The organism is Aestuariivita sp. (assembly GCF_021404545.1).
Classification (GTDB): domain Bacteria; phylum Pseudomonadota; class Alphaproteobacteria; order Rhodobacterales; family Rhodobacteraceae; genus Aestuariivita.
The window spans coordinates 79,227-102,765 of record NZ_JAAWWD010000061.1 but is presented as its reverse complement, the minus strand read 5'-3'; the positions used below and the strand labels follow the sequence as shown (position 1 = coordinate 102,765).

The following is a 23,539-nucleotide window of genomic DNA, read 5'->3' as shown; positions in this document are numbered from 1 at the left end:
ACAGGAAAGGGAGGACAGACATGCCGGGACCGCTTCTTCAGATTGGCGCGGGCGTATCGTGCCCGCATGCCGCTCCGGCGACCGGGGCGCCGGGCGTGCCGCGGGTGCTGTTGTCTGGCGCGCCCGCATCGGTGGCCAGCGATGTCTGGACGGTGGCGGGATGCCCGTTCCAGGTCCCGATTGGCACCGGAACCAAGCCGCAGCCCTGCGTGACGGTCCGGTGGACCGCGCCGGCCACGCGGGTTTTCATCAATGGATTACCTGCGCTGCTTGGCACTTCCGCGGGGATCGGCACGAGCGTCGAACAGATCCCGCAAGGTCCCGCTGTGGTGTCTGTCGTACAACCCAGGGTGACCGGCATATGACCCATATTGATTTCCCCTATGGCATCGACAGCCGCGGCCGCACCCGCCTGACCGGCGAGGCGGATTATGTCCGCGACCTGATCGAGCAGGTTCTGTTCACCGCGCCGGGCGAGCGGATCAACCGCCCGAATTTCGGCAGTGGCATCCTGCAGACGGTGTTCGCTCCGAATGGCGACGCGCTGGCTGCCACCATCGAAGCGTCGGTCAAGGCAGCACTCGATCAGTGGATTGCCGATTACGCCGAGATCGACGCGATTTCGGTGACTGCGGACGAGGCGCGATTGGTGCTGGACATCTCATATCGCCTGCAACGGTCGGGCGAACGGCGCCAAACCAGACTGGAGCGTGCGTTATGAGCGATGACCGCTATCATTGTGACCGGCCCCGGCGATTGGCCGCGCTGCGCGATCAGGCAGCGATCAACGGACTGGATTATCTTGAGATCGCAAACCCGGCTCAGACCGAGCTGCGCGTGCTTTTTGCCCACCCGCTGCCGGGCGCGCCGGGGGGCGTGCCTGCGGCGCCCGCCCTCACCCCGCGGAATTTCCGCATCACCGGCGGCGAGCGGATCCGCGGGATCGCTGTCACCGGACTGGCCGTGGCGGATAACGAGGTCATCCTGACGCTGAACCGGGCAGGCGATTTCTCGCCCTATTGCCTGCATCTGGTGACCGATGCGAGCCTGTCGGAAAGCCCGGTGCCCGCCGGTTTTGACCCCTGGCTGTCACAGATCCGCTTTTCCTTCAAAGCCGAATGCCCCAGCGATTTCGACTGTGCGCTGGAGGCCGCCTGTGCCCAGACCCCGCTGAGCGAGCCGGTGTTGAACTATCTGGCCAAGGATTACGACAGCTTCCGGCGGCTGATCCTGGACCGGATGGCATTGCAGATCCCCGACTGGCGGGACCGCAATGCCGCCGATTTGCAGATCACATTGGTCGAGCTGCTGGCCTATCTGGGCGATCATCTGAGCCAGCAGCAGGATGCGATCACGCCCGAAGGGTATCTGATGACGGCGCGGCTGCGCCGGTCGGTGGCGCGGCATGCGCGGTTGTTGGACTATCATCTGGGACAGGGTCTGAACGCGCGGTGTTGGGCGCATTTGACGGTGCGGCTGAACAGTGCCGCGGACGGTGCGGTGCTGCCTTTGGGAACGCCGCTGCTGACGCGGGTCGACAGGTCCGAGGCAACCATCGATCCGGGCGATCTGCCAGGTCACCTGGGCAGCGGTCCGACGGTGTTCGAGACGATGGCCGCGCTGCGCCTCAACGCGCTGCAAAACGAGATGCCGTTCCATCAGTGGTCCGACGATCTGTGTTGTCTGCCGAAAGGAGCGACCCGCGCCTGGCTGGACAACAGCGATGACCGCGGTCTGGTGCAGGGCGATCTGGTGCTGCTCGAAGAAAGTGCGAGCCCTGACACCGGTCTGGTACAGGATGCCGATCCATCCCGTCGGCATGTGGTGCGGCTGACCGGGACACGCCAGCTGCGCGACGATCTGGAAGGTGTCGATGTGGTCGAGATTGTCTGGGATACGGCGGATGCCTTGCCCTTCCCGCTGTGCCTGTCGGCCGAGGTGCTGGATCAGAGCGGCACGCCACAGGTCATTCCGACCGGCCTGGCGCGCGGCAATATCGTTCCGGCCGATCACGGGCTGACGGTGGAGGGCCTTGCGCTGGACCCGCCCACGCGGGTCAGCGACCGTGCCTATACCCCACGGCTGCCCCGAATGGAGGTTGTCTTTGCCGACCCCTTCGATCCCGGGGCGGCGCGTACGGATCCGGCCACGTGGGTGATGGCCCGCACTGCGGACCAGGCGCTGCCGGCGGTGCAGCTCAGCGACGGGATCGAGCAGTGGCATCCGCGCGCCGATCTGTTGCGCTCACGGCGGTTCGATGCGCATTTCGTGGCCGAGCCTGAGCGCAACGGTCATACCTTCCTGCGGTTTGGCAACCACCGGTTCGGCAAGGCGCCGACGATCGGGACCACGTTGACGGCGCGGGTGCGCCAGGGTGGCGGGCCGATGGGCAATGACGGATCGGATACGCTGCGGCACGTGGTGACCGCCCTGGACGGCGTCGAACGGGTGCGTAACCCGCTGCCCGGCCAGGGCGGCACCGCGCCCGAGCCGCTGGCCGTCGCGCGCGCTTTTGCGCCGCAAGCCTACCGCACGCAGCGTCGGGCGGTCATCGCCGAGGATTACGCCCACGTCGCCGAGGAAGACCCGGACGTGCAGCGTGCCGTGGCCGAGCATTTCTGGTTCGGGTCTTGGTACACGGTGGTGGTCACGGTGGACGGGCGCGAAAACCGGCTGGTGAGCGAGGACACGGCGTTCCGGCAGGCGCTTGTGGATCGGTTGGAAACGCGGCGGATGGCTGGCGTCGACGTGCAACTGCGCGACCCGATTTTCCTCAACCTTGACCTGTTGCTCCATGCCTGTGCGACCCCAGACCGGTTCGCCGCTGATGTGAAGGCGGCGCTGATCGACCGGTTCAGTTCTGGGTATCGACATTCAGGCCTGCCGGGGTTCTTCCACCCGGATAATCTGACCTTCGGGCAGCCGCTCTATACGTCGGAAATTCTTGCGGCGGCGATGGAGGTGGACGGTGTCGCCTCGGTGCGGATCGCCCATCTGCGGCGCTGGGGCGCGCCGGATGGCGACCTGACCGGAGCGGCGCGTATCCTGCCGGGCCAGAGCGAGGTTCTGCGGCTGGAGAACAATCCCAACCTGCCCGAGCACGGGGTCTTTCAATGTAATGTGGAGGGCGGCGTATGACCCGGAGCAATCGAACCGAAGCCACCTGCGGCTGTTGCGAGGATACAGCGCCGCGCGTACCCCGGACCCGCGAAAACGCGCCCGGGCGGGCGCGGATCGACGCGCGGGTCGGCACCCATGCGGCGTTCAAGGCGGATATGCTGGAGCAGCTGGCGCGGACCGGTGCGATGCGGCGGCTGACGGTGCGCGACGACGACGACCCGACGATTGCGTTGCTGGATGGCTGGGCCGGCGTGCTGGATGTGCTGGGCTTTTACCAGGAGGAGCTGACCAACGAGGGCTTTTTGCGCACAGCCGAAGACCGGCTGTCGGTGCGGCAGATGGCGGCGGGTGTCGGATACAAGCTGAAGCCGGGCGTCGGCAGCGACACCTGGCTTGCCTTCGATTGCGAGGTGACGCCCTCGACCCCCGATAAGATCACGGTGCCCGCGGGCACACAGGCGCAAAGCACACCCGCTCCAGAGGAGATGCCGCAGGCCTTCGAGACGCAGGCCGAGCTGATCGGGCGGCCCCGCTGGAACGCGCTGCGGCCGCGATTGACGGAACCCGTGACCATCGGGACCGGCACCGATGAGATCTTTATCGCGGGCACAGACACAGGCCTGGAGCCCGGCCTGCCGCTTTTGTTCGTGGCAGCCGGAGCGCAGGTCGATCCGGCTACAGCCCAGTTCGACCTGCGCTATGTGCAGGCGGTGGACCCGTTTTCGCCACCGACCCCGGATGACCCGCGGCCCGAGCATACGCGGGTCCGTCTGGATGCGGCGCTGGACACGATCACGGCTGGGGATGCCGCCGAGGTCTATGTCCTGCGCCAGCGTGCGGCGGCATTTGGCCATAATGCGATGGAGTGGCACGATCTGCCGCTGCCGCTGCGCGTGGGAGAGTTGAATCCCGAAGACAACGCCTTCATGCCCGGTCCTTATGCCACACAACAGCTGGCCTGGGCGGATGCGCTGTATGACATCGGCCAATCGCATCTGTTTCTGGATCAGGTCTATCCCCGGCTGGTGGCCGAAAGCTGGATGGTCGTCGGCGGTGCCGGTCTGCCGTCGCTCTATCGCATCACCGGCTTACGCAGCCAGTCGCACAACGGGTTTCTGATCTCGGCCAAGGTCACGCGCCTTTCGATTCAGGGCGAGGGCATCCAGTTCTACAGTCCGCGCACCGCGAGCGTGCTTTGTCAAAGCGAGCGCCTGCCGCTGGCCGCGCGTCCGCTGAGCTCTCCGGTCGCGGCCAATGCGGTGACGCTGAATGTCGCGGATCCAGATCTGACCAAAGGCCGTGTTGTGGCGCTGCGTGGGCAAACGCCGGACGGCACGCCGGTCAGCGAAGTGGTGACAATTGCCCAGGTCGATATCGTGGACGGACTGACCCGGCTGACCTTCGAGACCGATCTGCAAAACACCTATGACCGGCTGTCGCTGCGGATCAATGCCAATGTCGCGGCGGCAAACATGGGCGCTTCGCGGAGCGAAGTCCTGGGCAGCGCGGATGCCGCCCGCGGGTTCCAGAGCTTCCGCCTGCAATCGGTGCCGCTCAGCTATGTTTCGTCCAGCGGCGGTACCGGCGCGCATGCGACGCTGGAGGTCCGCGTCGATGGCGAGCTGTGGGAGGAGGTCGATACATTTTACCGCCAAAGCACCTCGGCCCGGGTCTATACGCTGACACAGCTGGAGGACGGCGCGGCTCTCATCACTTTTGGTGACGGGCGCATGGCGGGTGCGCGCCCGGCTTCGGGCCAGTCCAATGTCACGGCCCGGCTTCGGGTCGGCAACGGCACCGAGGGGAACCTTGACACAGGCCGCATCGACCAGTTGACGAGCCGACCGCTGGGCGTAAAGGCGGTGATCAACCCGGTTCCGGCCAGCGGCGCGGCGGATGCCGAAGTGACGGCCGATGCACGGCGGAACGCGGCGCTGCAGACGCGGCTGATCGACCGCATCGTGACGCTGACCGATTATCAGGATTTTGCGGCGGCGTTTTCAGGGATCGGCAAGGCCCGGGCGCAGACCTTGTGGACCCGCTCGCAGCGGCTGGTTCATATCACCATCGCCGGGGCGGACGGGGCGGCGGTTCTGCCGACCGATACGCTTTATCAGAACCTGCGCGACGGTATCGACCTGGCGCGCCATTCCGACGAGCCGGTCAGTCTGGGCAGCTATATGGCCCGGAGGTTCACGCTGGCCGCCGATCTGGTGGTGCGGTCCGATCTGATCCCCGAGGATGTGGCCCAGGTGGCGGCGGTGCGCGTCGCCCAGGCATTTTCCTTTGCCACGCGGGGATTTGGACAGGCGGTCACCCGATCCGAGGTGATGTCGGTTCTGCATGACTGCCCGGGGGTCGAGGGTGTCGTGCTGCGCACGCTGGCCTTTGTCGGGCAGGCCGGAACAGCAGACAGGTTGCCCGCCGATCTGGCGCAAGCGACATCCGCGGGACTGGTCCCGGCCGAGCTGCTGCTGGTCGATCCCGTCACGCTCGATCTGAAAGGAACCCTCTGATGGCTCTGGACGAAAAGCGCATCTATGAGCTGCTTCCGGCGATCCACCGGCTGCGCGATGCGGAAAGCGGCGGCGGCGCGCTGGAGGACCTGATCCGCGTTATCGCGAAGCAGGCCGAGGCGATGGAAGACGATATCGCGGCGCGCTATGCCAATTGGTTCATCGAGACCTGCGATCCCTGGGTCGTGCCCTATATCGCCGATCTGCTGGATGTGCGGCTGACCAACGATGTCACGGCGAACCGGGCGTTGCCGCAACGCGCCTATGTGGCCAATACGCTGGCCTATCGTCGGCGCAAGGGGACCGTCCCGGTGATCGAGGAGGTGGTGCGTGACACGACAGGCTGGATCACCACCGCGGCAGAGCATTTCCTGGACCTGTCGGTTACGGCGCATATGAACCATGTGCGCCACGGCTATCCCGGCACGCTGGATCTGCGGGACGCAGCGGCGTTGGAACTGACAGATGGGGCTTTCGATCCCGGGCCCAGAATGGCCGAGATGGGGCGGATCACTGCGGGCAAGGGGCGCTACAACATTCCCAATATCGGACTGTTCGTCTGGAAGGCAGAAGCCTTTCCGCTGGCACATGTGCTGGTGCGCGACACCGATGGCGGGGTGGCGGGCCGCGCGCATCTTGACCCGTTGCGCCGGGACATTCCACTGGCCAACACGCCGGAGGCCGAGCGGGGGATCGAAAGCCTGACCCGGGAGGAACACACGCCGGGCCTGCTGCGCCCCATGGCATTGCATGCAGAGCTTGACATGCGGCGTCAGGCAATCGCCGATGGCCGACCCGCGCCAACGCCGCAGTTCTTCACCGCGCAACCGCCGTTCCGGATCTGGGTCCGGCCGACCGCTGCCGATCCGCTGACCGAGGTGCCGGTCGAGGAGGTCGCGATCTGTCATCTGGGCGATCTGTCGGCGGATCCGACCGATTGGCGCCGACCACCGCCGAGCCTCGATTACCAGCCCGTCGGCGGCGGGCCATCAGTTGCCCTGCCGATCCGGGTGGGCATCGATGTGGAGCGGGGTCGGCTGGCGCTGCCTGCGGGCGACACGGCCGCTGAGATACGGGTGAGCCACGCGACGCTGGGCCTGGGTGATCTGGGCGGTGGGCCCTATGACAGGTCCGAGGCGCTGCAAGACATTTTCGGGGCGCGCTCGATCGACTGGCAGGTCATGGTCACCCGGGCCGAAGCCGCCGATAACACCACCATCTTTGCCACGCTGCACGAGGCCGTGGCGGCCTGGAACGCCTTGCCTGCCGGGCAGGTCGGGCTGATCTGCATGGCCGAAAACGCCGCGTTCGAGGACACGCTGACCGGTGCGGACCGGATCGAGCTGCCGGAGGGCAGCCTGCTGGTGATTGCCGCCGCTGGCTGGCCTGACGTGCCTGTCGAGGGGGGTGCGCCGGGACAGACCGTGCGGCCGCTGGGTCTGTATGACGCGTCGGGTCTGCGGCCTTGTGTGATCGGCGATCTGGAGGTTATCGGCACTGCCCCTGGCGGCAGCGATACGCCGGGTGAGTTCGTTCTGAACGGGTTGCTGCTGGACGGCGCCCTTGCCGTGCTGGATGGGCCGGGCGCCGGTCTGGGAATGCTGATGCTGGACCATCTGACACAGCCGCCAGAGGCCGGCGGGCTGGCCATCGGCCTGGACAACGAGGCGTTGGAACTGGTGCTCTGCCGGGCCCGGATCGGGCCGCTTTCTGCCATGGATGACATCGCTGCCTGTGAGATTACCGAGAGTATAATCGACGGTGATGGGGGTGCGGCGATCGACCTGCAGGATGCGCAGGTGCGGATGGAACGCGCCACCTGCATCGGGGCGGTGACAGTCGAGCGCTGCCACGCCAGCAATTCGATTTTCACCGACGTGGCTTTGGCCCGGCGATTGCAGGAAGGCTGTGTGCGGTTTTGCTATGTCGCGCCCGGATCCAGCCTGCCGCGTCGCTATCGCTGCCAGCCGGATCTTGCACTGGACGATGTGCCCGCGGCCCAGCAGCCGGCCATTCTGGCCCGGATCGTGCCCAGCTTCGGTGCGCTGGATCCGGTGCATTATGCCTATGCCCTGCCAGGCCTCCGCACCCCGCCCGAGATCGCGGCAGGTGCCGATGACGGGGCAGGGATGGGCGCCTGGGGCTTTCTCGCCCTGCCGCAGCGCCGCGCCAACGCGCGCCGCGCACTCGACGAATATCTGCGCTTTGGCCTTGAGGCCGGGCTGATCGAGGTGACCTGATGCGCCGCCTCACAATCAAGGAGACCTGCCATGCATGGTGATTTCAGCCGATGGACATTCGATCCGGCTGCGGGCGATCGCGGCGTGCTGAGTTTTCAGGGACGGATCGTTCTTGATCAGGACCTGAACAAGCAATGGAGTATCGCGGATTACCTGCGTCGGCGGCGAACCACCCACATCGTCGGCCCATGCGGCGCGCCCGAAAACGAGGCGGGCTTTGCCATCGGTCCTTTTGGCGCAGGCCTCGGTGCGGGTCCGGGCGCCTATTACGTCCATGGCGTGCTGTGCGAAAATGCGGAAGCGGTGGATCTGGAGGCGCAGCCGCATCTGCCCGCGGGCGCGCCTATCGTGCGGTTGGACACAGGTATCGACGTGACACTGGATGCGGCTCCGGACGGTCAGTATTTTGCCGTTCTCGACCGCTGGACCCGCCTGATTACGCCGTTGCAGGACCCTGCGCTTTTGGAAACCGCACTGGGCGGGGCCGATACGGCTGGGGCGGCGCGCACGATCTGGCAGGTGCGGCTGGTCCGCGCAGGCCCGCTGTCGGCTGAGGTTCACTGCGATAGCATGCCGGTGGCCTGGACGGATCTGATCACCGGCCCCGACGGTACCTTCCGCGCCCGGGCGCAGCCTTCGACCATTGATGATGGGCCTTGCGTGGTCGAGGCCGGGGCAGGGTATCGGCGCGTGTCAAACCAGCTCTACCGTGTGCAGATCCATCAGGGCGGGCCTGTGGGCACCGCGACATTCAAGTGGTCGCGCGAAAACGGGTCGGTTGCAACCCGCTGGATCTCCAGCAATGGCGCCAACCTGACCGTAGCCAGCATCGGGCGAGATCGGGCGCGCGGGTTCGGACCGGGCGACTGGGTCGAGTTGATCGACGACGACCGCGCCCTGCAAGGGCTGCCAGGCACGATGGTGCGGCTGCTGAACGCACAGGACGACGTCCTGATCCTTGATCCGGTGACCGCAGATGGCCCGGTCGATATTGTAAGCTTTGGGGCCAACGCGATTGTGCGCCGCTGGGACGGAGACGGGCTGCAAACCGTGATCGTCCCGGGAACCGATGACGGTTACCTGCCGCTGGAGGACGGTGTCGAGATCGGGTTCGAGGCGGGCAGGACCTATGCATCGGGCGATTACGTCACAATCCCCGCCAGGCACGAGATCAACGACATCGAATGGCCGCGCGGGCCCGGCACAGGCGACCCGCTGCGCCTGCCGCCGGAGGGCATCTCACATGCCTATTGCAAGCTGGGGCTTCTGACCAAGGACAGCACCTGGAGCGTCACGCAGGACTGCCGCAACCTGTTTCCGCCGCTGACCGGTCTGGTGACCATGGACCTGTTGGGCGGCGACGGGCAGGAGACGGCGCCCGACCCCGTGAACGCCGCCACGCTGGTTGCCCTGCCGCAGCCCTTGCGGGTCGGCGTGTCGCGGGGCCAGACACCGCTGGCCGGGCGGCGCGTCCGGTTCACCGTTGTCGAGGGTAACGGGGTGCTGACCGGTGGGGTGACCTCGCTGGTTGCGACCACCGACGCGGCCGGTGTGGTGCAGACCAACTGGTCGCTCGACAGTGGCACGCCAAGCCAGCGGGTCGAAGCGGAACTGCTGGATCCCGGAGGCAATCGCAGGCATCTGCCGATCAGCTTCAACGCCAATCTGAGCACTGCCGCAACAGTCTCCTACGATCCGTCGAACTGTCCGCCGCTGGCCGGCACGGACACCGTGCAGGAGGCGATCGACGCGCTGTGCGAGATGACCCAGGGCGGCTGCGCCACCTACATCGTGACGCCAGGCATGGATTGGGTGGCGCTGCTGGCCAGCCTGCAACCTCGGGAGAATGCGCATATCTGTTTCCAGCGAGGCCGATACGAGGCACGCCAGACGGCCACCCTGTCGGGTCTGGGCCATATCGAGATCTCGGGCTGCGGCGAAGGAACCGAGATCGTTGTGCGGCGGGCCGAACGGGCGATCGAGGCCATCGACTGCCTCAGTTTTTCTCTGAGCAACCTGTCGGTTGCCACGCCCGATGGCGGTGATGCCGTTGGCGCTGTGCGGCATCTCAACGGCACGATCACCACGACGGGCTGCCGGGATGTGACGATCGAGAACTGTGCGCTGTCCTGTGGTGCCGGTGCCGGGCGTACGCGCACGTGCCTGACCATTCGCCCGCTTGATTTCGACCGCGCCGAAAGGCCCACCCCGCTGCGCGCCATTCGGGTGGTCAACAACAGGCTGACTGCGGGATATGGCCAGATCGGGGTTCTGATGACCGATGCGGCACGCGTTTGGGTCCGTGACAACGAGATCTGCGTGGCACGGCGACCGCGCGGCCTGACCATTGACCGCCTGTTGGCAAACCCGGTCCGACGTGCCGCTGTGGTGGCGCAACTGGTGGATCGGCCTTTGATTGAATCAACATCGCCGATCGCCGGCACCCGTATGCTGCGCGGCGGCGCCTTTACGGCCTTTATCCCGTCGTCGGTGCCGCAGGCGGAATGGTCCGAACTGATGGCGGCCAATCCCCCGGCCGAGGGGCAAACCGCGAACCCAGAGGCGTTCGCGGGATATGTCACCGGCCTTGTGCGGACCGCAACGCGTACGCCCAGGCAACTGCCGAGCTATGAGCGGCAGCTTGGCGCCTTGCAGGCCAGTATCGGGGAAACGGCCTTTGCCCGGCTGGAGCAGCCTGTGCGCGAGAGCCTGCTGTTGCGCAGCCCCGTGACCGTGCGGAGTTTCGACGAAACCGCGCCGCGCGCCACGGCTCTTGTCATCGACAATCAGCGCCTGGCCTTTGACAGTCCGATCAGCACGCGGGACTGGCAGAACATCCTGCGCGCCGCGCCGCCTGACAACGTGCGTTCGGACCGGGATCTGCTGCTCCACGCGCGGCATGTGGCCGAACGCATCGTGCGCGACAGCGTTTTTCGGGCACGGTTTCCATCGGCCAACGCGTGGTTTGACAGTCTTGCCGCGAATGTGCTGCCTTCGGGGCATCAGGGTCTGGTGATCGGCGGCCGCACATTGGGGGCCGCCGACATCTCGGGCAATCGGATCGAGGGGTTTTGCGTCTCGATGCAAATCGGGCTGAGCCACAGCGACCCCACGCGCCAGTCCTTTGACAGGGCCAGCTCGATCACGCTGCGCGACAACGTCATTTTCCTGCGCCTGCCGGTCGAGCGGCGTGTCGCACCCTTTGGGCTGTTTGTCGGCAATGCCGAGCGGGTGCGCATGCACGCCAATCAGATCCACTGGGCCGCAGGCCGCACGGACAGCATGCGCTATTACGAGGCGGTGCGGATATACGGGCGCATGGGACCCTTCGTGATGTTCAAGGAGAACATGATAGATATCGACGCCACGGCGCTGCGAATGACCCATACGGGCCCCGCGCCAGAGCGGGCGGACGTTCAATGGCTGGCGGCGGATAACTGGTCGCTCGACGGCTATGCGATCCCTTCGGCAATGCTGACCCGGAACAACGTCACTGGGTGATGTAAGACCTCCGGCAGGTCGGCTGAATACCGCCAATGCCTTTGCACGAATCGCGTGAAGAGTGTAGGTTTTAAGGGTTCTGACACGGATGCACGGTGCTTTTGACGGTTTCGTTCAGCTTCGGTTGGTTTGATTTCGTTATGAAAGGGGTTCGAGTCCCCGTTGGAGCTTTGAGGCGAGGCGTATTGCGGCTCGCTTCTGCCTTTTTGGGCGATCGGTTTGCCGTAAAATCGGCAGCCTCAGGAGCGCGCATTCCCAAACACGCGCTTTCGTTCACAGATCACGGAACGGATCGGGGCGGTCACAAAAATGCGGCGCCGCTTTCCGGGCATGTCTTATCACAGTCTCGGGTCTGATCCGGCATATGAGCTGGAATGCATGGTGGGCCTTGATCTCTGGCCAGAGGTGTCGGTCGTGAAAATCCCGATATCTGCCGACGGGCGGTGCAGGGACGACCAAAGTGCATTTACATGGTGTCTTCACCAATAGCACGGGTGTGAGATCCCAACCGCTCTGCCAGCGCGCGACAGGCCACATAGAACACAGGCGTGAACAGCAACCCGAAGGCGGTCACGCCGATCATTCCACCAAACACCGCCGTGCCAATCGCCTGCCGCAACTCCGCGCCCGCGCCGCTGGCGATGACCAGGGGGATCACACCGAAAATGAACGCCAGCGAAGTCATCAGGATCGGCCGGAGCCTCAGGCGGGCGGCCTCTACCGCGGCCTCGATGCGGGTGGCGCCCGCAGCCTCGGCCTTGCGCGCGAACTCGACGATGAGGATGGCGTTCTTTGCCGCCAGACCCAACAGCACCACAAGCCCCACCTGGGTCAGGATATTGTTATCGAACCCGCGCAGAGATACCCCGATCATCGCCGAAAGCAGACACATCGGCACAATAAGAATGACGGCAAAGGGCAATATCCAGCTCTCGTACAGGGCCGCGAGGGTCAGGAACACCAAAAGCACGGACAGGCCAAACAGGATGTAACCGGCCGCCCCCGCCTGTTGCTGCTGAAAGGCCAGACCGGTCCATTCGATGTCAAACCCATCTGCCAAGGTGCGCTCTGCTACGGCCTCCATTGCGGTGAGGGCCTGTCCCGAGGACACGCCGGGCGCCGCGTTGCCCTGAAGCTCGGCCGAGGGGTAGAGGTTATAGCGCGGCAACCGGTCCGGACCGGTCGTGTATCGGAACTCGGAAATCGAGCCCAGCGGAACCAGCGCGCCGCTGTCGGACCGCACCCGGTAGCTTGCGATGTCGCGCAGCTCGTCACGATAGGGCGCATCGGCCTGCGCGGTCACACGGTAGTTGCGCCCGATGAAGGTGAAATCATTGACGTAAGCCGATCCCAGATTGATCTCCAGCGCTTCGTTGAGGGCGCCCGGCCCAACGCCGAGGATCTCGGCCTTGTCCCGGTCGATATCGGCGAAAACCCGTGGGCTGACCGTGTTGAAAAAGGAAAACACCCCCTCCAGCGCCGGATCGGCATTCGCCGCCGCCGCGAGCGTGCTCAACTGTTGCTCCATCGCGGCCACGCCACGGCCCTGTCTGTCTTGCAGATAGAGCTCAAACCCTCCCGCACTGCCAAGGCCCTGAACGGCAGGCGGTTGCAGCAGAAACACAAGTGCTTCCTCGATCGCGCCGACCTGCGGCCAGAGCGCCGCGATGATGTTCGCGACCGAGTGGTCATTTGCCAGACGATCCTCAAAGGGCTCCAGGATCGCAAAGACGGCACCGCCATTGGTCGCGGGTGTGAACGTTGCCCCGTTGAAGCCTGCGAAACCCACCGTTTCGGCAATGGCGGGATGGGCCAGCAACACCTCCTTGAGGTCTTCCACAACGGCTTCGGTGCGGGGCAGTGTTGCACCGGGTGGCAAGGACACGGCGGCGATGAAATAGCCCTTGTCCTGATCGGGGATAAAGCCTGTGGGCGTGCGTAGGAACAGCAAGACCGCAAACCCGATCAACCCGGCATAGACCAGAAAGACAACGGGGCTGAAACGGATCAACCTGCGTGTCAGCGCCGCATATGCATTGGCGACCCTGTCAAATCCCGCATTGAACCCGTTGCTGAGCGCGGCGCCGAACCCGCTTTCGGCCGGGGGCCGCATCAGGCTGCCGGACAGGGCCGCCGACAAGGTCAGCGACACGGCGACCGAGATGGTGGTGGCCGAAACGACCGTCAGCGCGAATTGCTGGAAGAAGATGCCGGTGACACCGGTCACAAAGGCCACCGGAATGAACACCGCGCCCAGCACCAGGCCAATGGCGATCAGCGCGCCGCTGACATCATCCATGGTGCGCCGGGCGGCCTCACGCGGGCTGAGCCCGTCCCGCAGGTAGCGCTGGACGTTTTCGACCACAACGATGGCGTCGTCCACGACAATACCGATGGCCAGAACCAGCCCGAACAGGGTCAGCGTGTTGATGGAAAAACCAAGGGCCGCAAGAAACAGGAACGTGCCGATCAACGAGACCGGGATCGACAGCACCGGGATGATCGCGGCGCGCCAGGTTTGCAGGAAAACCAGGATGGTCAGAACGACCAATACGCCCGCCTCGATGATGGTCTGATAAACGGCGGCGACCGAGGCAGAGATGAACTCCGTCGGGTTGTAGGCGATGCGATGCTGGACCCCTGCCGGAAAGGTCGCTGACATCGTGTCTATCTCAGCCGCGACAGCTTCGGCCACGGCGAGCGCATTGGCATCGGGAGAGGCATAGATCGCGATGGGGATTGAAGGAGCGTCGCTCAGATAGCCCGAGATCGCATAGGTTTCCGCGCCCAGCTCGACCCGCGCCACGTCCGTGATCCGCGTCACGCGCCCACCCTCGGACCGGCTCACGACAACGCGCCCGAACGCCTCGGGCGTGGTCAGGCGACCTTGGGTCTCGACCCCGAATTGCTGGGCGCCGGGTTCACCGTTGGGCAGTCCGCCCAAGGTGCCCGACGCCACCTGGGTGTTGTTGAGTGCCAGGTTCGCCACCACCTCTCCGGCTGTCAGGTTCCGGGCGGCCAGGCGCTCGGGGTTGAGCCAGATCCGCATCGAATACGCCCGCTCGGCAAAGAGATTGACCTGGCCCACGCCGTCCACCCGCAGCAGCCGGTCGATGATCTGGGTACGCGCATAGTTCGACAGGTAAAGCAGATCGCGCGACGCATCGGGCGAAATCAGATTGATGATCGTCAGAATATCGTCGTTGGACTTTTGCACAGTGACGCCGAACGTGCGCACCGGTGCGGGCAAGGACGGCTCAGCCCGGGCCACGCGGTTCTGCACCAGCACGTTGGCGGCATCCAGATCGGTGCCGGGCTCGAACGTGACGGTGATACCGACGGTGCCATCGCCGGTGGATTGCGACAGCATGTAAACCATGCCTTCGACGCCGTTGATCTCCTCCTCCAACGGGGCGGCGACGGTCTGGGCCGCGGTTTCCGCCGTGGCGCCCGGATAGATCGCCGAGACCGTGATGGTGGGAGGTGCGATGGTCGGATACTCCGCGACGGGCAGCCTCAAGAAGCTGCCGATGCCCGCGATCACCAGAACGATCGAAAGGACAGAAGCCAAAACAGGCCGGTCGACGAACAGGTGGAACCAGCTCATCGGGTGGCCTTCGCATCGGCGGTCAGATCCGTTTCGCGCGGGATCACGGCGGCGCCGGGGCCCAGCGTCAAAAAGCCCGAGAGAATGACCCGATCCTCTGACGTGATCCCGTCCCTGATGACGCGCATGTCGCCGATGCGCTGGCCGGTCTCGACCGGTCTGGCCTCTACCGTGTCATCCTCGGCCACGACATAGACCACTCGTCCAGCCAGATCGGTGAGCACCGCGGTATCAGGGATCAGCAGCGCGTCATATGGCCCGCGCCGCGGGACGCGCACCTCACCAAAAAGGCCGGGCAGGAAGAGCTCTTGCGGATTGGGAATGGTCGCATGCAGCCGGATCGTTCCGGTGTTTGGATCGAGGCGGTTGTCGATGAACGTGATCCGCCCGGGATGGATCCAGTCGGCCTCGTCGGCAAGTCGGACGCGGATCTCGGCGGGTGCCGTTCGGGATGACGCGGCCTCTCCCACGAGGCCGAGCCGCACATATGTCAGGTAATCCGCCTCTGGCGCGTCAAAGACGATTTCCACCGGGTCGATCGACGCAAGCGTTGTCAGCAGGGTGCCCTGCGCGCTGCCGCCGTCGATCAGCGTCCCGATATCCACTTCAGACGCGCCAATCCGACCGGTGAACGGGGCCCTGACGGTCGCGTCCGACAGCGTGATGCGGGCCGCCTGCAATTCTGCCGCGACGCCCTGGACGACGGCGCGCGCGCTTGCCCGCAGCGCTTCGGCCTCGTCCAGTTGCTGTTGCGCCGCCGACTGGCGTTGACGCAGCTCCAGGATACGGGCATATTCGATCTCGGTCAGGGCAAGCGCGCTTTCGACCTCGCTCAGGCGGGCCTCCAGCCGCGCGACCTCGGTCTCGGCCTGGCGCGTGTCCAGTTGGAACAGCACCGCGCCGGCCTCGACGATCATCCCTTCCTCAAACACGATGGCTTCGAGAAATCCCGAGACGCGGGCGCGGATTTCGACATCCTGAAGGGCACGGGTGCGGCCTGTGTAGATGTCATAATCGACAATCGACTGGACGGCGGGGCGGGCCACGCTGACCTCGGGCGGCCCGTTCTGGGCACTGGCGGGGGACGCGAAAAAATGAGTAGCGACCGAGAGTGCGGTCACCAGCAACCAAGAAGCGGGGGACCACACGGGCCCGGTCCGCTGAGTGCGCTGTGTCATCTTCCTGGCCTCTCCTTTATCGCGTGCAAAGCGCGCCAAGCGCCGTCACGGCTTGTCTTTCATGAGCGTAGTTTGGTGCGGGATCGTCTTGGCCAATCTTCTGAAGAAATCGCACTCTTTACCCGCAGGATCAGGCTCGCTGCCCGATTGCCGGGCAGATATGTTGGGCTGCGATGCGATCGGACCTCGACTGCGGAGTTAAGACGTTGAGAGAGGCCCGGTGACGCGTTCCGCGTCGAGGACCGCATGAGCTCTGCTTGCAGCGCAACGACCGGGCGCACGCGCTTTGTGTCACGCCTTGCAAGACAGCCCGATCGCCGGACATTCCAAACTGTGCCGTCCTTCTCGGCACGCGCAAGCCTGTTTCCCACCGAACGCCTGTATCCAAGCGACGATCCCCCGCCATTTGTGCGGCCACAAAAGCCTGTTTCTGCCCTTCCTTCGGTGTGAAAATACTGGCAGGCGTGACAGAGCCATCGAGGGGCTTGGCCGCCTGTGACGGGGTATCGCTCTGATCCGCACGCGCGCGCATGTGCCGCCCCGGTTATTGCATAGTAACTCTCAAATGAGATTAGCTCATCTGAGATAAATAGAAAGAGGCGGGAGGTCGAATAATGTCAGAATTCACGGATATCGCTTCGGGCGAGCTTCCCTTGGGCATGCTGCTCAACACCATTGGGCGCCTCGTCTTTGAGGAAACGCATCGACGGTTGTCAGGCATGGAGGTCGATGTCATCGGTCTGGGCATTCTGTGGCTGGTCGACAGCGCGCCCGGGCAGTTGCAATCGGAGTATGCCCGTTTCCAAAAGCGCGACCAGACAACATTCGGCCGCTATGTCGACAAGCTGGAAGGCAAAGCGCTGCTTGTCCGAACCCCCGTGCCAGACGACCGGCGCGCCCGGACGCTTGAGTTGACCAGCAAAGGCCGCGAGTTCTTGACTGAGGGAAAGCGCAGGGCGCATGCCGCAGAAGCCGCAATTGTTGGCCCCCCCTCGCCTGATCTGATGCAGGTGCGTCGTTTCCTGACCGAGCGGCTGAATTCCGATATGCTGAGATGAGCATCGTCTCGGGTCAGAGAGAGGAAGAGGACGGCCCGTCGACGGGGTGTCCAAGACAACGCGCGCTCCAATAGCCTCGACAGACCTATGCAAAACCCCAGGCCGCCTTGCGGATGCGCAAGGCTGATTGCCCTCTGGTCGCATGGCGCGTGCAGAACCGGGCCGTCTGCGTATTCGGGCTGCGGTCTTGCCGCAAAGCCCCTGTCATCCGCGCAGAGCATCAGCCCAGGTCGCGAACGCATCAGCCACGATGATCTTGTCCGACCCGATCACAAAGCAGGAAACGCCGAGGCTATGCCAATGGTCGATCAGGTCCCGACACTCGGCCGTTGACGGTGCAAAGACCGGCATGATCGTCGGCACATTGGCGTCCTGTGCGGCGCGCAGCATGTCGGTGACCGCGCCGGTGACCGTGTCGCTGCGCCACTCACCATTCAGCCCCATCGACACCGCCAGATCGAACGGGCCCACCATGAGCGCGGCCAGTCCGGGCGTCGCGCAGATCTCAGCGATATTGCGATGCCCCTCGGCGGTTTCGACCAGTACAATCGCGCCGGTGCGCGCCTCTTCTTCGACCACATAATCGTGCCAGTTGCGGATGAAGTGCCCGCCCGACCGGCAGCACGGGCAGGCACCGCGCAATCCATGCGGCCCAAAGCGGGTGGCGGCCACGGCCTGCGCCGTCTCTTCGGCGGTTTCGATATTGGGAACGACGACATGCCGGATCCCGGCATCCAGCGCCTTCATGATCTCGACCGGATCGTTTCTGGACACCCGCAACGCAACCGCAATGCCATTGGCATCCGCCGCGCGCGCAAGGTTTTCGGCGGTTTCGATCCCGAAAGGACCGTGCTGGCAATCGATGATGGTAAACTGAAAACCGTTCAACCCAATCAGATCGACCATTTCCGGCGCCGCGATCTGGGTCCACGTCCCAAGCGTCGTCGCCGGACCCGCAAGGAGTGACTGGAGCGTCAGCATCAGGTGGCGTCCAGGCCAAGGATCGCCTTGCACTTGATCTCGACCAGAATGCCGGGCATCGAAAACCCTTTGACCGCAAAGCCCGTCCAGGTCGGATAGCGGTTGATAAAGTATCGGTCCTTGACCTTGAGGAAGGTCTTTAGATCGGCCATGCTGTCGCTGAACCAGGTTTCCAGTTCGATCACATCGTAGAACGAGGCGCCGGCGGCCCCCAGAACCGTTCTTACATTCTCGAAGGCCTGGACATATTGCGCCTCGGTCCCTTCGACGACGCGCAGATCCTTGTCACGCCCGACCTGACCAGAGAGGTAGAGCGTGTCGCCCACCTGTATCGCCGGAGCATAATGATAGGTGTCATAGATGGTCTCCATCCCTTCGGGAATGATCACTTTGCGTGCGGGCATGACAGTCACCTCCTGTAGCAGACGGATTTCACAGCTTCGACGATGCGGGCGGCGTCGGGCATATAGGCGCGCTCCAGCCGGTCGTTGTAAGGCACCGGCATCTCTGGCGCGCCAATGCGGGCGACCGGAGCGTCCAGCCAATCGAAGGCCTGATCCTGAATGGTCGCCGCGATCTCGCCCCCGAACCCGCCAAAGAGCGGTGCTTCATGCACGATCACGGCGCGGTTGGTTTTCCGGACGCTGTCGCAAATCGTGTCGGAGTCCAGCGGCTTGATCGTGCGCGGATCGATCACTTCGACGCTGATCCCCTCGCGCTCCAGCCGGTCAGCGGCTTGGACGGCACGGTCGACCATGGCCAGCGTGGCGATCACGGTGCAATCGTGACCTGGGCGCACCACCCGCGCCTTGCCAGGCTCAATGTGATAGCGCGCTTCGGGTACGGGTTGCGTGGCCCCAAGATAAAGCAGCTTGTGTTCCAGAAACACGACCGGCCCGTCATCGGCGATGGCGGCGGCCATCAGGCCCTTGGCATCATAGGCCGTTGAGGGCGCATAGATCTGCAAGCCCGGTACGTTGGCAAAGAACATCTCAAGCGACTGGCAATGCTGGGCGGCCAGCCTGATGCCTGCCCCCTGCGGGCCGCGAAAAACGATCGGTACCTTGGCCTTGCCGCCCAGCATGAAGCGGGCCTTTGCGGCCTGGTTGACGATGGCGTCCATCATCAGCGTGACGAAATCCCACAGCTGGGCTTCGACCACCACGCGCTTGCCCGACATCGCGGCACCCACACCGCAGGTCGATATCACCCCTTCGGAGATAGGGGTATCGCGCACACGGTCTGCGCCGAATTGATCGTAAAGCCCCGCTGTGAGACCGAAGATCCCGCCGGTTTCGCCCACATCCTCACCCAGAATGATGACGTGCTCGTCCGCTTCCATCTCCAACGCGAAGGCCTCGGTGATGGCCTGGGCATAGGTCAGCATGCGCGGTCCGGGCGGCGGCTCAAAGGCGCGGATGCGGGCGGGCGGTCGCACATTGGCCAGGGCCAGATCCATATCCGGCTCAGCCTGTTGCACGGCCCAGTCGATGGCGGCTTCAATTTCGGTTTCGACCTCGGCGATTGCGGCGTCATAGGCGGCGCCCGACAGCTCTCCGGTTGCGGCAAGTTGGTCCCGCAGGCGGGCGATGGGGTCGCGCGATTTCCACTCTGCCTGCTCATCGCCGCTGCGATACGCCGGAAGGTTGGCCCGCATGGAATGATCGTCCCAGCGATAGGTCAGCGCTTCGATCAGGGTGGGGCCCTGGCCCGCGCGGGCCCGCAATGCGGCGCGTTCCACCGACTCAAACACCGCCGCCACATCGTTGCCGTCGATCCGGTCGTTGGGCAGGCCATAGGCCTCTCCGCGTGCCGCGATTGACGGGCCTGCGGTGACCGCTTCGGTCGCGGTGGTAAGGCCGTATTGGTTGTTTTCGCAAAAGAAAATCAGCGGAAGTTTCCAGATGGCGGCAAGGTTCATCGCCTCGTGAAAGATCCCTTCATTGGCCGCGCCATCGCCAAAGAAAGTGATCCCGATATTGCCGCTTTTGTTCAGCTGTTCGGCCAGCGCCGCACCGGTCCCCAGGCCCATGCCCGCGCCGACAATCCCGTTCGCCCCCAGGATCTTGCGGTCGAAATCCGCAATATGCATGGATCCTCCCAGCCCGGCGCAATATCCCGGCGCGCGGCCCATCAGCTCGGCGAACATCAGGCGAATATCTGAACCCTTGGCGATCGTGTGCCCGTGGCCGCGATGATGGGTCAGCAGAAAATCATCCGGTCCCAGGGCCGTGCAGGCCCCCGCCGCAATCGCCTCCTGTCCGACGCTGGAATGCGCCGTACCCTTGATCACACCTTTCAAGAAGAGCTCTTTCGCGCGGGTCTCAAACCGCCGGATCCGCAGCATCATCCGCAGCGCGGCGCGCAGCTGGTCCGGGCCCAGCCGATTGCCTGGCCCTGCGCGGGCGACGGTATCGAGGATCTGAACCTGAGCCATAACGATCACCCGTAAACAAGACGTGGTAGCCAGAGCGAAAGGTCGGGCCACATAACGACGATAAGAAGTGCAAGGATTTGCAGGCCGATGAACGGCCATTGCGCGGCGAAAATCTCGGTCAGCTCCAGCGTGTCGCCCGCCGCACCTTTGAGATAGAAACACGCAGGCCCAAAGGGCGGGGTCAGATAGGCGATCTGCATCGACAGGTTGAAGACGATCCCGAACCAGATCGGATCATAGCCCAATTGCGTCAGCACCGGCAGAAAGATCGGCATGGTCAGAAACAGGATGCCAATCCAGTCGATGAAGAACCCCAGCAGGATAAAGACGCCGATCATCACCGCCAAAATGACTGCCGGTTCCTGGCTGACCCCGGCAAGCATGTCAGATGCAAAGGCAATCCCGCCCATCAGATTATAGACACCGATCAGCGCGTTGGTCCCAAACACCAGCCAGAACACCATCCCGCAGGTTCTGAGCGCTTGAATCAGCACTTCGCTGAGCATGGCAAAGCTGAATGCGTTGCGCACCCAGGCCGCGATCGCGGCACCGAAAGCGCCAAGTGCCGCGCTCTCTGTGATCGAGGCGAAACCGGCATAGATCGACACCAACACGCCCCCCGCCACCATCATTGGCAGGATCACACCCCTGAACAGCGCCAGCTTCTCGCGCAGCGGCATATCCCGTTCGTGGGGTGGCAAGGGCGGGCCCAGTTCCGGATTCAGACCACAGCGGACCAGGATATAGGCGACATAGAAGCTGGCCAGCATCAGCCCCGGAACCAGCGTGGCGAGAAACAGATGCGAGATCGAAACCTCGGCTGTCAGACCATAGAAGATTAGGATAATCGACGGCGGGATCATCGTCCCCAAAGATCCACCTGCGGTGATCGTGCCGATGGCCAGCTTGCGATCATAGTTCAGCTTCAGCATCTGCGGCAGCGCGATCAGGCCCAAAAGCACGATCTCGCCCCCGATGATCCCGGTGGTGGCGCCCAGAAGGACCGCCACGCCGGTCGTGACCACGCCGATGCCGCCGCGCACCGATCCGGCCCACACATGGAACGCGCGATAGAGATCGCGGGCCACCCCGGATTTCTCCATGATTGAGGCCATCAGAACGAACATCGGCACTGCGATCAGGGCAAAACTGTCCAAAAAGTCGACCGTGCGCGACCCCACGATAAAGAGGGCATTCACGCCAAATTGCGTGACCGCCAGAACAACGGCGATCGCGCCAGACACAAAGGCCAATGGCACGCCCAACATCAACAACCCCGCCATCGACCCGATGATGAGAAACGTGATGGTTCCGATTTCCATCAGTCGGCGTTCCCGCGGCGGCCGAAGACAAGCGCCGCGGCCTGTTTCAGGGCAAGCAGCAGAAACAGGGCGCATCCGACAAACAAAAGCGCCTTGAGGTAAGACGGCAGCGGCGAGTTCAGCGTGCTTCCCGACCGTTCTGGATCCCACGCGCCGTTCAGCGAAAATCGCCAGACGGCGCGCTCGGCCATGCGCCAGGCCGCGTAGGTCAGTCCGCCCAGATAGATGAGGCCCGCCAGGAGCGAGACAGCATCGGAAAACCGGGCAAGCCTGGGCCATTTCTCGACCAACAGGGTGATGCGCATATGTGTACCTTCGGCCATGCAGAACGCACCGCCAAAGACAAACCCAATGCTCGCCAACAGGATCGAGGTTTCATGCGCCCAACTGGTGGGGGCGTTGAACGCATAGCGCGCCACAACCTCATAGACCATGATCAGGACAATCGCTGCAAAACACCACGCGGTTGTCCGGCCAAGGGCCAATGCCAAACGGTCAAGAAACATATGCGATGTCCAAATCTGCGCGCCGCGCCAGGCTCACCCGCATCGGGCCCTAGTTCATCAACCCGATGGAGGAGAGGAAGGCCTTGTGGCTGTCGACGATGGCTTGCGCATCCCCGCTTTTGGCGCCCCAGTCGGCCCAGACCTCGGCCGTCATGGCCCGGAACGTCGCGGCATCTTCTTCGCCAAAGGCGACAAAGGTCACGCCCATCTCGGATTTGGCTGTCGCTTCTGCGGCCGCGTCCTCGGCGCTCAGGGTGGTTTTCAACCCTTTGGACAATGCGGTGCACGCGGCCTCGAACTTGGCCTGGTTCTCCGCCGACAGGCTGTCCCATTTGGCCTTGGAGACGCTCATCTCTGTCACCGCCATCGAATGGCGCGCAAGCACCGAGTATTTCGCCTGATTATGCATCCCCAGAGCCACGTTCAGCGCAACGTTGGCAAGATCGGTAGCATCCAGGACACCGGTTTCCATCGCAGTCACGCTTTCGCCAACACCCATCGTCACCAGCGATGCACCGGCACGGCTGAGGAGGTCGGAGGCCAATCCGCCGGGCGCCCGCATCTTCAAGCCTTCCAGATCGGCGACGCCGTTGATCTCGACTTTGGAGGGGATCTGTTCCGAGGGCCAATAGATCGGGCAGATCAGGTGAAGATCGTATGTGCTGTAAAGCGCCCGGGCCAGTTCCAGCCCACCGCCTTCGGTGAACCAGCGATCCCGCGTGGCGCTGTCGGGATAGGCCGCAAGCGTGTCTCCCAAAACGCCCATCGCCGGGTCCTTGCCTGCGAAATAGCTTGGCGCTGTGTATTGCCCGTCAAGAAGCCCGTTCTGTATGGCTTCGATTGTCTCGGCCGCTCCGACAACCGCGCGCCCGGGCAGCACCTCGATCTGGATTGCGCCGCCCGTGTCTTCGGCCAGTTGCGCGGCCATCTCCTCGAACGCCTTTGTCGTCGAGGCATTGGTGCCCAGGAACGTCTGCATTTTGAAGGTTTCAGCGCTTGCCGCCCCGCCCATAAGGGCCAGAGCCGCAGCGCCCGCAAAGAACTTGGTGAGTTTCATGTTTTCCTCCCTATGG

Annotated in this window: 15 protein-coding genes; 7 read left to right on the top strand and 8 right to left on the bottom strand. The window is 64.2% G+C overall.

Annotated features, from left to right (window positions below):
- Positions 1 to 20 precede the first annotated feature (20 nt).
- From HEP69_RS19005 to HEP69_RS18980, 6 genes are read left to right on the top strand one after another with little or no spacing between them, the layout of a single operon-like run.
- Complete coding sequence (locus HEP69_RS19005) at positions 21 to 365, top strand: hypothetical protein (protein ID WP_290560078.1); 345 nt, start codon at positions 21 to 23, stop codon at positions 363 to 365.
- Positions 362 to 721, top strand: coding sequence for a GPW/gp25 family protein (locus HEP69_RS19000; RefSeq protein ID WP_290560077.1), 360 nt, complete (start codon positions 362 to 364; stop codon positions 719 to 721). The genes HEP69_RS19005 and HEP69_RS19000 overlap by 4 nt, the downstream gene beginning before the upstream one ends.
- Entirely contained in the window at positions 718 to 3,138 is a 2,421-nt protein-coding gene (locus HEP69_RS18995) for a putative baseplate assembly protein (RefSeq protein ID WP_290560076.1), read from the top strand. The genes HEP69_RS19000 and HEP69_RS18995 overlap by 4 nt, the downstream gene beginning before the upstream one ends.
- A complete protein-coding gene (locus HEP69_RS18990) occupies positions 3,135 to 5,636 on the top strand; it encodes a baseplate J/gp47 family protein (protein ID WP_290560075.1) in 2,502 nt (833 codons plus the stop codon). Before HEP69_RS18995 ends, HEP69_RS18990 begins: the two co-directional genes overlap by 4 nt.
- A complete protein-coding gene (locus HEP69_RS18985; protein ID WP_290560074.1) occupies positions 5,636 to 7,876 on the top strand; it encodes a phage tail protein in 2,241 nt (746 codons plus the stop codon). Before HEP69_RS18990 ends, HEP69_RS18985 begins: the two co-directional genes overlap by 1 nt.
- Positions 7,877 to 7,906: 30 nt before the next feature.
- On the top strand, positions 7,907 to 11,377 hold the full coding sequence (locus HEP69_RS18980) for a DUF6519 domain-containing protein (RefSeq protein WP_290560073.1): 3,471 nt from the start codon (positions 7,907 to 7,909) through the stop codon (positions 11,375 to 11,377).
- A gap of 466 nt (positions 11,378 to 11,843) precedes the next feature.
- Here the strand turns inward: HEP69_RS18980 and HEP69_RS18975 are convergent, their stop codons facing one another.
- A complete protein-coding gene (locus HEP69_RS18975) occupies positions 11,844 to 14,984 on the bottom strand; it encodes a multidrug efflux RND transporter permease subunit (protein WP_290560072.1) in 3,141 nt (1,046 codons plus the stop codon).
- Complete coding sequence (locus tag HEP69_RS18970) at positions 14,981 to 16,162, bottom strand: efflux RND transporter periplasmic adaptor subunit (protein WP_290560071.1); 1,182 nt, start codon at positions 16,160 to 16,162, stop codon at positions 14,981 to 14,983. The genes HEP69_RS18975 and HEP69_RS18970 overlap by 4 nt, the downstream gene beginning before the upstream one ends.
- A gap of 614 nt (positions 16,163 to 16,776) precedes the next feature.
- On the opposite strand from HEP69_RS18970, the gene HEP69_RS18965 reads away from it, so the two are divergent.
- Positions 16,777 to 17,220, top strand: coding sequence for a MarR family transcriptional regulator (locus tag HEP69_RS18965; protein WP_290560070.1), 444 nt, complete (start codon positions 16,777 to 16,779; stop codon positions 17,218 to 17,220).
- A gap of 204 nt (positions 17,221 to 17,424) precedes the next feature.
- On the opposite strand, the gene HEP69_RS18960 is transcribed toward HEP69_RS18965, so the two are convergent.
- Genes HEP69_RS18960 through dctP form a run of 6 tightly spaced genes read right to left on the bottom strand, consistent with a single transcriptional unit; the run spans position 17,425 to position 23,523 of the window.
- The gene (locus tag HEP69_RS18960) at positions 17,425 to 18,201 is read right to left on the bottom strand and encodes an aldolase/citrate lyase family protein (protein ID WP_290560069.1); all 777 of its coding nucleotides are present in this window, start codon (positions 18,199 to 18,201) and stop codon (positions 17,425 to 17,427) included.
- Positions 18,201 to 18,605 carry a RidA family protein gene (locus HEP69_RS18955; protein ID WP_290560068.1) on the bottom strand — a complete coding sequence of 135 codons (405 nt, stop codon included), beginning with the start codon at positions 18,603 to 18,605 and terminating at the stop codon, positions 18,201 to 18,203. Before HEP69_RS18955 ends, HEP69_RS18960 begins: the two co-directional genes overlap by 1 nt.
- 5 nt (positions 18,606 to 18,610) lie before the next feature.
- The gene (locus tag HEP69_RS18950) at positions 18,611 to 20,638 is read right to left on the bottom strand and encodes a dehydrogenase E1 component subunit alpha/beta (RefSeq protein WP_290560067.1); all 2,028 of its coding nucleotides are present in this window, start codon (positions 20,636 to 20,638) and stop codon (positions 18,611 to 18,613) included.
- Between the two features lie 5 nt (positions 20,639 to 20,643).
- Positions 20,644 to 21,960: a TRAP transporter large permease subunit gene (locus HEP69_RS18945; protein ID WP_290560066.1), complete on the bottom strand. Its 1,317-nt coding sequence runs from the start codon at positions 21,958 to 21,960 to the stop codon at positions 20,644 to 20,646.
- Positions 21,960 to 22,466: a TRAP transporter small permease gene (locus HEP69_RS18940; protein ID WP_290560065.1), complete on the bottom strand. Its 507-nt coding sequence runs from the start codon at positions 22,464 to 22,466 to the stop codon at positions 21,960 to 21,962. Before HEP69_RS18940 ends, HEP69_RS18945 begins: the two co-directional genes overlap by 1 nt.
- Positions 22,467 to 22,515: 49 nt before the next feature.
- The gene (gene dctP, locus HEP69_RS18935) at positions 22,516 to 23,523 is read right to left on the bottom strand and encodes a TRAP transporter substrate-binding protein DctP (RefSeq protein WP_290560064.1); all 1,008 of its coding nucleotides are present in this window, start codon (positions 23,521 to 23,523) and stop codon (positions 22,516 to 22,518) included.
- Positions 23,524 to 23,539: the final 16 nt, after the last annotated feature.